8 protein-coding genes and 1 pseudogene are annotated in these 11820 nt (G+C 70.9%); 7 read left to right on the top strand and 2 right to left on the bottom strand.

Annotated features, from left to right (window positions below):
• The 5 genes and pseudogenes from ACKOB8_RS12260 to ACKOB8_RS12240 form a co-directional block, all read left to right on the top strand.
• Positions 1-153: pseudogene (locus ACKOB8_RS12260) on the top strand (ATP-binding protein); the annotation flags it as partial.
• A 106-nt stretch (positions 154-259) separates the two neighbouring features.
• On the top strand, positions 260-5527 hold the full coding sequence (locus tag ACKOB8_RS12255) for a cadherin-like domain-containing protein (RefSeq protein ID WP_526377590.1): 5268 nt from the start codon (positions 260-262) through the stop codon (positions 5525-5527).
• Positions 5528-5597: 70 nt separating this feature from the next.
• Entirely contained in the window at positions 5598-6494 is an 897-nt protein-coding gene (locus ACKOB8_RS12250; RefSeq protein WP_526377588.1) for a uridine phosphorylase, read from the top strand.
• 18 nt (positions 6495-6512) lie between these two features.
• Entirely contained in the window at positions 6513-7283 is a 771-nt protein-coding gene (deoC, locus tag ACKOB8_RS12245) for a deoxyribose-phosphate aldolase (RefSeq protein ID WP_526377586.1), read from the top strand.
• Position 7284: 1 nt separating this feature from the next.
• Positions 7285-8931 (top strand): phospho-sugar mutase, encoded by a 1647-nt coding sequence (locus ACKOB8_RS12240; protein WP_526377584.1) that lies wholly within the window; start codon positions 7285-7287, stop codon positions 8929-8931.
• A 55-nt stretch (positions 8932-8986) separates the two neighbouring features.
• Here the strand turns inward: ACKOB8_RS12240 and ACKOB8_RS12235 are convergent, their stop codons facing one another.
• Together ACKOB8_RS12235 and ACKOB8_RS12230 are read right to left on the bottom strand one after the other, a co-directional pair.
• A complete protein-coding gene (locus ACKOB8_RS12235) occupies positions 8987-10570 on the bottom strand; it encodes an MFS transporter (protein ID WP_526377582.1) in 1584 nt (527 codons plus the stop codon).
• Positions 10560-10982 carry a cytidine deaminase gene (locus ACKOB8_RS12230; protein ID WP_526377580.1) on the bottom strand — a complete coding sequence of 141 codons (423 nt, stop codon included), beginning with the start codon at positions 10980-10982 and terminating at the stop codon, positions 10560-10562. The genes ACKOB8_RS12235 and ACKOB8_RS12230 overlap by 11 nt, the downstream gene beginning before the upstream one ends.
• Before the next feature lie 181 nt (positions 10983-11163).
• Here ACKOB8_RS12230 and ACKOB8_RS12225 point away from each other — a divergent pair, with 181 nt between their 5' ends.
• Positions 11164-11640, top strand: a complete 477-nt coding sequence (locus ACKOB8_RS12225) for an NADH-quinone oxidoreductase subunit NuoE family protein (protein ID WP_526377578.1) — start codon at positions 11164-11166, stop codon at positions 11638-11640.
• The coding region (locus ACKOB8_RS12220; protein WP_526377576.1) for a thioredoxin domain-containing protein at positions 11637-11820 on the top strand (184 nt) is incomplete at its 3' end. The genes ACKOB8_RS12225 and ACKOB8_RS12220, both read left to right, overlap by 4 nt.

Here is an 11820-nt window from a genome sequence, read left to right as displayed (position 1 = left end):
GTCATCGCCCTGGAGCTGCTCGCCACCGGCGCCTGGTCGGGCGCGGGGGTGCTGGGGCCTGAGGCGTTCGAGTCGATGCCCTTCCTGGACCTGATGCGCGACGGGTACGGGCAGCAGTGGCACGTGGAGGAACGCACGCCCAACCGAAGCTGAGAGTTGGAAATTTTTTTATGATTTAGGCGACACTCCCCGATCGGTGTGATGTGATCCACAGCATCCGAAGCAGGTCTTAGAAGTCGTCTGTATTCACGGGGGAAGCATGGCGGGACAGAATTCGCGCTCGAAGTCCACACGCCGTCGGGCGCGGGCGCGCCGGAATTCGCGGACTGCGGCCGCGTTCTTCGCACTCGGGATGTCGGTGGCCGCGCCGCAGGCGCTGGGGATCGCCGGCGCCGCCCCGGTGGATGACGCGCCGTCCGCCGACAACGCCGCCAATAACGCCGCCGCCAAGCCCGCCTCAACCAGCCGCGGGCCCGCCCGGTCGCCGGGTGTCTCCGCGCCGGCCCGCAACGAACCCGACGGGCCCGCCCCGGCCGCGACACCCGCGCCGACCAACACACAGTCCGTGACCTCGGCCTCCAGCGCATCCCTGTCCGCCGCCCCACCGGCGGTCCCGTTGCCGCGCCTGATCGCCGGCCTGCTCGCGCCCCTCCAGGCGGTCGCCACCGCGGGGACGCGTCCGGCCCCGCAGAGCACCTCGCGCGCCTCCGGAAATCAGACCGCGGTGATCGTCCGACCGGTGACCGTCCCGGTGGTCGGCTACGAACAGAGCGAGAACGTCCAGGTGGGCAGCACGGTGGCCGGGACGCTGTCGGTGACCGCGCCGGGCGGGATCTGGACGCTGAACGGCCGGCCGCAGTGGACCCCGCCGGCCAGTGGGCCGCGCCGCGCCAACAGCGGGGTGACCTCCTCGCAGCGCGGGTCGGGGCCGGCTCCGGTGGCACCCGCACGCGGGACAGTGGCCTTCAACCCCGACGGCACCTTCGACTACACCCCCAACGCCGAACTGGCCGCCGCCGGTGGCACCGACACCTTCACCGTCACCGTCTCAGACCGCTCCGGGCGGACTGTGGCCGTGCCGGTCACGGTTGTCGTCCGCAAACCAGCGGTGCCCGCGATCAACAAGCCCGATCCCGACACCGGAACGGTCTCCGGGAGGGTGACCGGCGGGTCCGGCAGCGGCGAGGAGAATTTCACCCCACTCGACGCGCCACAGCGCGGGTCGGTCGTCGTGGAGCCCACCACGGGGGAGTTCAGCTATATCCCCAGCCCGGAAGCGCAGCACGCCGCGGCGGCCGACGATGCCGAGGATGCGGATCGCACCGACACCTTCACGGTGAGCATCACCGACCAGAGCGGTACCGGCACGGTCGTGGTCCCGATCAGCGTTCCGATTCGGCCCTTCAACACCCTCCCGCAGGCCACCGCCCAGGTCGGGGCGCCCGACACCGTCAGCGGACGGGTGATCGGCACGGTGCTCGGCAGCGACGACGACGGGGACACGCTGAGCTACGGCGCCCCGGCGGGCACGCCCCGCGGAACAGTGACGATCGATCCCGCCACTGGCACCTTCACCTACACGCCGACCGACGAGGCCCGCCACGCCGCCGCCGCTGACGACGCCGGCGACGCCGAGCGGACCGACACCTTCACCGTCACCATCGATGACGACCACGGAGGGCTCACCGAACTGGCGGTCACCGTGGTCATCGCGCCGGCGAACACTACGCCCACCGCAACGGCCTCGGTCGGCACCCCGGACCGGACCGGCGTCGTCACCGGCACGGTCACCGGCGCCGACGCCGACGGGGACACTTTGCGGTACAGCGCGCCGCCGACCACGCCGAGGGGCACGGTGCGCGTCGACCCCGAGACCGGCGTCTTCACCTACACCCCCGGCGCCGCGGCCCGGGCCTCCGCCACCGACCTCACCGACACCTTCACCCTGACCGTCAACGACGGTCACGGCGGCACCGCCACGGTGAGCGTCACCGTGGCCATCGACCCGAACCGGACGCCCGTAGCTGTCGTGAGCGTCGGGAGCCCCGATCCCGCCACCGCGGTCGTCACCGGAACCGTCACCGGCTCAGACCCCGACGGTGACGCGGTGAGCTACAGCGCACCGGCAGCCACCCCCAAGGGCACGGTGAGCATCAACCCGACCACCGGCGCCTTCACCTACACTCCCGGCGCCGCGGCCCGTCACGCCGCCGCCGCGGACGGCGCGAGCCTCGCCGACCGTACCGACACCTTCACCGCCGCCGTCAGCGACGGTCGCGGCGGTGTCGCCACGGTTGCGGTGACCGTCGGTATCGTCGGCAGCAATGTCGCGCCCACCTTGGCGCCGACCGTGGGAACACCCGATGCCGCAACCGGAGCGGTCACCGGATCTGCCGGCGGAAGCGACGCCGACGGCGATTCCCTGTCCTATTCCGCGCCCGCGACCACGGCGAAGGGCAGCGTCCTGGTCGACGCCGCCTCCGGCGCGTTCGCCTACACGCCTGCCCCGGCGGCCCGCCATGCCGCCGCCGCGGTCGGGGCCTTCCCGGCCAACCTGTTCGACACCGTCACCCTGACCGTCACCGACGGCCACGGCGGTGTTGCGACCGTGGCCGTGACGGTGCCGATAGGCCCGGCCAACGTCGCCCCGACTGCCGTTGTCACGACCGGGACGCCGAATTCCTCCAGCGGCACGGTCACCGGGGCGGTGGTCGGCTCCGATGCCGACGGGGACACCCTGACCTACTCCGGACCGACGAGCACCGCGAGAGGCACGGTCACGGTCAACCGCGATGGCACGTTCGTCTACACCCCCGATGCCGCGGCCGCGCATGCGGCCGCCGCCGCGGGGGCGCCCGGCGGCGGTCTGGCCGACACGTTCACCGTGACCGTTGATGACGGCCACGGAGGCACGGCGACGCAGGTGGTGTCGATCACCATCGCCCCGCGCAACGTCACGCCGACACTGAATCCGACGGTCTCCGCACCGACCGCGGCGACAGGTCAGATCACCGGAGGCGCCGACGGGGCTGATGCCGACGCCGACACCCTGAGCTACGCGATCACCTCGCGCCCCGCGAACGGCACCGTGTCGATCGACCCGGCGACGGGGGCGTTCGTCTACACCCCGAATGCCGCCGCCCGCCACGCCGCCGCCCTCGAACGCCCCGTAACGCGCGGCCTGCAGACGGTCACTCTCAGCGACCCCGCGGCGGTCACCCAGGGCACCTTCGCGCTGAGCACGTCGACGCTCAACCACGTCACCCAGTTGGCGTCGGCCGGCACCAACCGCTTCAACTACGTTGCGACCTTCTTCACCGCCACTGAAAGCCGGACCTACGTGTTCGGGCAGACCAGCGCACCGGTGGACACCGTGATGATCGTCTACACCGGCACCTTCGACCCGGCCTCGCCCAGCCGCGGCGCCGTCGCAGTGAACGACGACACCCCGGTCACCTCCCACGCCACGGTGGGGGCCACCGTCCAGGGGCCGAGCGGATGCGGATCGACCTCCTACTGCCCCCAGGTCAGCGCTGATCTGACCGCCGGGCAGGTGGTCACCCTGGTGGTCACGACCTACAGCGCGGGGGCACCCCTCGGGCTTCCCCAGACCTTCTACTCCAACGGGCCCGGCGGATTCTCCCCGAGCTCCCCGGAGGATTCGTTCACCATCTCCGTCGATGACGGCCACGGGGGCGTCACCGCCAGAAGTGTGTCGGTTCCGATCACACCGGCGAACACCAACCCCAGCGCGACCGCCACGCCCAACGCCCCCGACGCCGCCGGGCTGGTCACCGGCACGGTGGCCGGCTCGGATGCCGACGGGGACACCCTGACCTACAGCGCTCCGGCCAGTTCCACCTGGGGCCGGGGCACCGTCAGCATCAACCCGACCACGGGCGCCTTCACCTTCACCCCGACCGAGGCGGCGCGCCACGCCGCCGCCAGGATCGGCGCTCTGCCCGCCAACTCCGCCGACACCGTCACCATCACCGTCCGAGACGGCTATGGCGGGGTCACCCTGGTGCCGGTGACGGTGGCGATCGGCTCGGCCAACAACGCACCCATCGCCTCCGCCACACCGGGACGCCCCAACGGCTCCGGCGTCGTCAACGGTACGACCACAGCAAGCGATCCCGACAACGACCCGCTGACGTTCTCGGGATCGACGACCACCGCCAAGGGCACTGTCGTGGTCAACGCCGCCACCGGAGCGTTCACCTACACCCCCACCGCCGCGGCGCGTCACGCCGCGGCAGCCAACAATGCCGCCACCACCGGAGCACTCTTCGACACCTTCACCCTTACCGTCACTGACGGATTCGGAGGTGCCGCTGGCGTTCCTGTCACCGTGTCGATCAGACCGGCCAACAGAGCCCCGGTGCTCAATCCCACTGTGGCAGCGGCTATTGCGGGCACTGGTGCGATCAGCGGGTTGGCCAACGGCACCGACCCCGACGCCAACACCCTGACCTACAGCCTTAGTGCCGGGCCCACCAAGGGTGCGGTGGTGCTCGACGCCGCCTCCGGGGTGTTCACCTACACCCCCACTCCCGTTGCCCGCCACAACGCCGCTGCCATCGGCGCTCCAGCCGGCGACCTCTCCGACAGCTTCACTCTCGCGGTGTCCGACGGCCAAGGCGGCACCTCCACCGCCACGGTCAGCGTCACCGTCAGCCCGGCCAACGTCGCACCGACCGGCACATTCTCCACGGCGAACACTTTCGCAAACGGTGGCTTTACGACCAACCTGACCGGGTGGACGGCGATCAACTCCCGGGTGCTCCTGGGCGGGGCGAGCAACGTTGCCGGCTGGCCCACCCCGGTGGACCCGACGAACGCGCCCGACGGGGGAATCGAGGCATCGAGTCTCTCAGTCGAGTCGTACACGACGACCGTGACTGATGGCCGTGCGGTCATGACGTCGAGCCTCGGGGGCGTCCTAAACACACCGGCGGGCAGTGGCGGAGTGGTGCACGGCCCGGTGATCGTGTCCAACGATCCGGTCTACATCACTAGCGGGGCCACGGTCCAGTTCGACTGGGAGGCGAGCGGCGGTCAGGACGCCTACGACGTCTTCGCCTACATCCTCAACGTCAATACCGGCGCTACTGCGATCATGCTCAATGCGACAGGCCCCACTTTCAACGCGTCGCAGCCGGTGACCGTGGTCAACTTCCCCATCGCGACCGCCGGCAATTACAAGTTCGTGTTCGTCTCCGGTAGCTGGGATGCGACCAGGGGCACGGCCGCCGGGGCGCGACTGAGCATCGACAACGTACGGATCCTCAACAACTGGGGGGTCGGGGCCATCACCGGTGCTGTCACGGGATCCGATTCTGATGGAGACACCCTCAGCTACAGTTTGACCACCGGACCTGCGAGTGGCACCGTGACGGTCGATGCAACAAGCGGTGGGTTCGTCTACACCCCGAACAACCCGAATAGCCCGGCCGCTGATTCCTTCGTCGTAACGGTCACCGACAACTACGGCGGAAGTGTGCCCGTGACGGTCACGGTTCCCTGATTAGTCGACGCGCCGACGGCTCCCCGGCGTAGATTCCCAGCCGTCACCCGCCTAGACCCGGGAAGGCGCCGTGCGGACCGAGAACATCAACCACGCCTTCCTCGACGGCGTGCTCGACGGCAGCCACGAGGACGTCTACTACCACTTCGGGGTGGCCTCCAGCGACCCGATCCTGACCCCGCTGCGCGACCTGCGGGCGGTGGTCATGGCCGGATCCGGCGGGCGGATCGGCGAATTCGCGCGGCGCTGGAGTGACCTCAACGGGGGAGCGCCGCTCGTGGCCTTCCCGAAGGAGGACCGCTTCGTCACCCGCTACAGCGCCGGGGTGCTGTTCGCCTCCCACGGCATGGGCATGCCGAGTGCGTCCATCGCGCTGCAGGAACTGATGCGGATGGTGTTCTTCCTCAAGGACGGCGACCTCGACGCCCTCGACGCACTGTTCTGGTGCCGGGTCGGCACCAGCGGCGGGGTGGGGCTGGCTGGCGGCACGGTGGTGGTCTCCACCGAGGGCCTGATGGCCGACCTGCGCCCCTACCGGCTGCTGCGGGGCGGGGCGGGTGAGTACTGGTTCGACGGACGCTTCCCACCGGCGACGACCGCCGCGATCCTCGACGCCAACCGGCAAGCCGGCTTCCCGATCGTCGCGGGGAAGACGGTGGCCGGCAACGAGTTCTTCCTCGAGCAGTTCCGCCTCGACGGCGCGGTGTGCCTGGAGACCCCGCAGACCAAGATGGACTGGCTGCGATGGCTGGCCGACAACGGGGTGCGCAACATCGAGATGGAGGGCGCGATGATCGCGGGCTACCTCAACCACTGGGGCTTCCCCAGATTCGCGATGATCTGCTGCACGCTGCTCAACCGACTCGAGGGCGACCAGGTGACCGCGAGTCCCGAACAGCTGCACACCTTCAGTGCGGACTCCGGGGTGGCGCTGTTCAACTACCTTGAGACCAGCCTGCTCACCTGACGCCGGGAAGGACCGCCGATGACCGGGTACGCCGCTCTGTTCGAAGAGGCCAACGCCGCGGTCACCCGGTCGCTGGGCCCCGCGCCCGACGGCGTCGCGGTGCCCGCCGCGCTGCGCACCGCCAAGCTCCTGGCCGGGCGTATCGACCACACCCTGCTCAAGGCGGACGCGACCCTGGAGGCGATCGAGACCCTCTGCCGGGAGGCCCACGAGCACGGCTTCGCCTCGGTGTGCGTCAACACCCGCTGGGTGCCTACCGCCGCCGAACTGCTCGCCGACTCCCGGGTCATGGTGTGCACGGTGGTCGGCTTCCCGCTGGGGGCGATGACCCGGCTGGCCAAGGCCGAGGAGGCCCGTATCACCGTCGCCGAGGGCGCCGACGAGGTGGACATGGTGCTGGACATCGGCGGCCTGCTCTCCGGGGACCTCGCCGCGGTCTATGACGACATGCTCGGCGTGGTGGGTGCGGCCCGGCCCGCCCCGGTCAAGGTGATCCTGGAGACCAGCCTGCTCACCGACGAGCACAAGGCCATCGCCTGCCTGATCGCGCTGCGCACCGGCGCGGCCTACGTCAAGACCTCCACCGGGTTCGGCGGCGGCGGGGCCACCGCCCACGACATCGCGCTGATGCGCGCCATGGTCGGCGAGGCCCTCGGTGTGAAGGCCTCCGGCGCGGTGCGCACCCGCCACGACGCCGAGCAGATGCTCGCGGCGGGGGCCGACCGCATCGGCGCCTCGGCGTCGGTGGCGATCGTCACCGGCGGGCACGCCGGGGCGGGGGACTACTGAGATGGCCGCCCTGTTCGACACCGCGCGGGCCTGGCTGGCCGAGGACCCCGACCCGGTCACCGCCGCCGAACTCGCGGCGCTGCTGACCGCCGCCGAATCCGGCGACACCTCCGCCGCCGCGGAGCTGGCGGATGCCTTCGACGGCACCCTGCAGTTCGGCACCGCCGGTCTGCGCGGCCGGCTGGGACCGGGCAGCAACCGGATGAACCGGGTGGTGGTGGCCCGGGCGGCCGCCGGGCTGGCCGCCTACCTCGCCGCCCACGGCGGCAGCCGCGTCGTGGTCGGCTATGACGCCCGGCGCAACTCCGACGTCTTCGCCCGCGACACCGCCGAGATCATGGCCGCGGCGGGCATCGAGGCGATGGTGCTGCCCTCGGCGCTGCCCACACCGGTGCTGGCGTTCGCGATCCGCCACCTGGGCTGCGACGCCGGGGTGATGGTGACCGCTTCGCACAATCCGCCCGACGACAACGGCTACAAGGTGTACCTCGGCGACGGCAGTCAGATCGTGCCGCCCGCCGACGCGGAGATCTCCGCCCAGATCGCCGCGGTCGGATCGCCGGCGTCGATCACGCGCAGCTCGCAGTACGCCATCCTGGACGGCGCGGTGCTGGATGCCTATGTGGCGCGGGCGGTTTCGCTGCTCGGTGAGGGGCCGCGGGAGGTGGCCGCGGTCTACACCGCGCTGCACGGGGTGGGCGGTGAGGTCTTCGTGCGGGTCGTCCGGGAGGCCGGCTTCGCGGCGCCCGCGACGGTGGCTGCCCAATTCGAACCCGACGGCCGCTTCCCGACGGTCAACTTCCCCAACCCCGAGGAACCCGGTGCGATGGACCTCGCACTGGCCGACGCCCGGATGACAGACGCCGATGTGATCATCGCCAACGACCCGGACGCGGACCGCTGCGCGGCCGGCATCCGCTGCGCCGGTGACTACCGGATGCTGACCGGCGACGAGGTGGGGGCTCTGCTGGGCTGGTGGATCGCCGAACGCGCACGCCGCGACGGCTCGCCGGCCACCGGGGTGTACGCCCAGTCGATCGTGTCGGGCACGCTGCTGGAGCGCATCGCGGCTGACGCCGCACTGGGCTACGCGACCACCCTGACCGGCTTCAAGTGGATCGCCAAGGTGCCCGGGCTGCGGTTCGGCTACGAGGAGGCGCTGGGCTACTGCTGTGACCCCGACGCGGTGAAGGACAAGGACGGCATCACGGCCTCGCTGCTGATGCTGGAGCTGGTCGCGGCGCTCAAGGCGGAGGGCCGCGGACCCCAGGATGTGCTCGACGACCTGGCCCGCCGGCACGGGCTGTATGCGACCGCTCAGCTCTCGGTGCGGGTGGCGGACCTCTCGCTGATCGCGGCGGCGATGGCCCGGTTGCGGGCCGACCCGCCGGGGTCGCTGGCCGGGCGCACGGTGCTGCGCACCGATGACCTGGAGCAGGGTGTCGACGGGCTGCCGCCCACCGACGGGCTGCGCTTCACCCTCGCCGATGCCCGGGTGATCGTCCGCCCGAGCGGCACCGAACCGAAACTCAAGTGCTATCTGCAGGTGGTGATCCCGGTGACGGCCGGTATCACCGACGCGCGAGCGGCGGCCGGGGCCGAACTGAAAGCGCTTCGGGCCGGCGTCTCCGAGGCGCTCGGACTCTGACCGCGGCTCTGCTGCTGCGGTTGGGTGGGGATCTGCGCTGCGACCGCCGCCGGGCCTAGACCTGCGCGGCGTGTGTTGGCTGGATGTGGTCGGGAGTGCGACGGCGCCCGATGACCACCCACGCGAAGATCGCCCCGGCCAGGGCGACCCCGGCCAGCACCAGCATCGAGGTGGTGATCGCGTCGGAGGTGGAGTTGACGAAGGCGCTCTTGACGGCGTCGACCGCGTCTTGGGGCAGCCCGGACAGAGCAGCGTCGGCGCGGGTCAGGTCGCCATCCTCGACGGCGTCGGCGTAGCGGGCCGCCGTCTCGCGCAGGTCGCTACTCAGTCCCGGGCCGATCTTCGAGGTGGTCAGGCCCCCGATGATCGAGGTGACCAGTCCGACGCCCAGGGCCGCCGGAATGTTGAAGGTCATCTGCATCAGGCCCGAGCCCATGCCGGCCCGCTCGGCGTCGACCGCCGACATGCCCGCGGTGTTGCAGGCCGGCAGTGAGATTCCCACACCGATTCCCATGAGCGCCAGCGGGATCACCATCTGCGCCACCGTGGTGGCCGGACCGAAGAACAACCCGATCCAGGCCAGGGCGCCGGCCTGCATGAGCAGGGCGACGGTGATCGGCAGGCCAGGGCCCACTTTGTCCACCCAGCGGCCCGCCGGCGGCTCGAAGACCATGCAGATTCCGGTGGTGATGACGATGACCCAACTCGCCTTCCCGGGTGAGAAGCCGAGCACGTTGATGAAGTACAGCGCCCCGATGAAGGTGAGGAAGGCGATGTAGACGAATCCCACGGCGCACTCGGCGAAGAACCCGCCGGAGAACAGGCGCTCCCGCCACAGGGTGAAGTCGACCAGGGGGTGGGTGATCCGGGTTTCGGCGGCGGCGAAGACGACCAGCAGGACGATCCCGGCGGCGATCGAACCCCAGGTCGCGGCCGACGACCAGCTCACCGACGAGTGCTGCAGACCGTAGGTGAGCAGCGTGATCCCGGTGCCGCCCAGGATCAGGCCCAGCCAGTCGTAGCTGCCGGGGGCGATCGCGCTCCGGTATCCGCGGGTGGCTGCCAGGGTGACGGCGATGACGATCGCGGTCAGCGGCAGGGAAACCCAGAACACCCACCGCCAGCTGGCGATGTCCATCATCCACGCGGCGAACAGCGGGCCGACGAGCAAGCCCAATCCGTGCGCGAAACCCCACACCCCGACGGCAAAACCGCGCTGCGCCAACGGAAACGAGTTCACCACGATCGACAGTGTGGCGGGCGCGGAGATCCCGATCCCGATGCCCTGGATAGCACGGCCGCTGATCATCAGCGGTCCGCCGACCGCGAGGGCCGACATCAGCAGTCCGGCGCCGAAGATGACGAACCCGATGACGATCATCTTGACCTCGCCCACCAGGTCGCCCATCCGCCCGCCGGCCACCAGGGCGGCACCGAAGGCCAGGCTGTAGGCGGTGATCGTCCAGGTCTGCGCCGACAGGCCCAGGCCGAGATCCTCCTTGATGGTGGGCAGCGCCGGGCCGATCACCGTGGAGAACATCTGGGCGATCAGCGCCCCGAACCCCATTGCGGCCAGGATCGCCCAGGCGGCCCTGCCGGCCTTCGGCTCGCCGGTTCCGGCTGTCGTGTCACCGGCCATCACCCGGCCTCCTCTCAGCCAGATCCCAGGGCCCGAACGCCTGGGGGAGGATCTGCGCCATGGTCTGCACACCCTCCGGTGTCATCACCTGCAGTTCGGGACCGCCGTGTTCGTAGAGCAGCTGCCGGCAGCGACCGCACGGCATCAAGGCGTCGCCGTGGCCGTCCACGCAGTAGACCGCCACCAAGCGTCCCCCGCCGGAGGCGTGCAGGGCCGACACCATCGAGCACTCCGCGCACAGGGTGAGTCCGTAGGAGGCGTTCTCGACGTTGGCGCCGGCCACGATCCGGCCGTTGTCGACGATCCCGGCGACCCCGACCGGAAATTTGGAGTACGGCGAGTAGGACCCCGCCCGGGCGCTTACGGCGGCGGTCCGCAGCGCCTCCCAGTCAACCCCGTCGACGTCGCCCATGGACCCGCCTCCCGCGTCCACACCGGTCAGCTGATGCCCGACCGACCGCGCCAACCTAGCACCGGACCGGTGCTGCCGGGATTCGGTTCAGCTCGGGCTTTGGGTAACGATTTCCGAACGTCTGCCGTCGTGGCGGCGGCGCACTACCGCCCAGGTCGGGCGTGCCCTAGCCTCGACAGGGATGCATCGACCGGAGCCCTCTGCGTCAGCGATCCAGATCCTCGAGGCCCTACCCCCCGAGGAGCGCCTGATCCTGCCCTGCCTGCAGCGCCTCCAGCGGGTCCGCGGTTTCGTCGACGAGCAGTCCGTCGACGCGGTCGCGGAGTTCCTCAACGTCAGCCGGGCCGAGGTGGTCGGGGTGCTGACCTACTACCACGATCTGCGGACCACCCCGCCGCCCGCGGTGGCGGTGCGGGTCTGCGTGGCCGAGGCGTGCCAGGCGCAGGGTTCGCGGTCCCTGGTCGGCGAGATCGAACGCGAGTTCGGCGTCGCCCTCGGCGGCCGGACCTCCGACGGGGCGGTCGAGTTCGCCACGACCTACTGTCTGGGCAACTGCGCGCTGGGGCCCGCCGTCATGGTCAACGACAGATTGATCGGCCGCACCGACCTCGCCCGGCTCATCGCCGCGGTAGCCGCCGCCCCGCAGGTGCACTCGTGAACCGGGTGTACGTGCCGGGGGACTCCGCCGCGCGCTCGGTGGGAGCCGACGCGGTCGCCGCCGGGATCGCCGCGGCCTGCGCGGCGCGCGGCGAGACGGTGGAGGTGATCCGCAACGGCTCGCGCGGGATGCTGTGGCTGGAGCCGTTCGTGGAGGTCGACACCGCGGGCGGGCGGGTGG

Source organism: Mycobacterium sp., from assembly GCF_046091765.1.
Taxonomy (GTDB): domain Bacteria; phylum Actinomycetota; class Actinomycetes; order Mycobacteriales; family Mycobacteriaceae; genus Mycobacterium.
The sequence above is the reverse complement of the archived record's forward strand: the minus strand, read 5'-3'. Positions and strand labels throughout refer to the sequence as shown.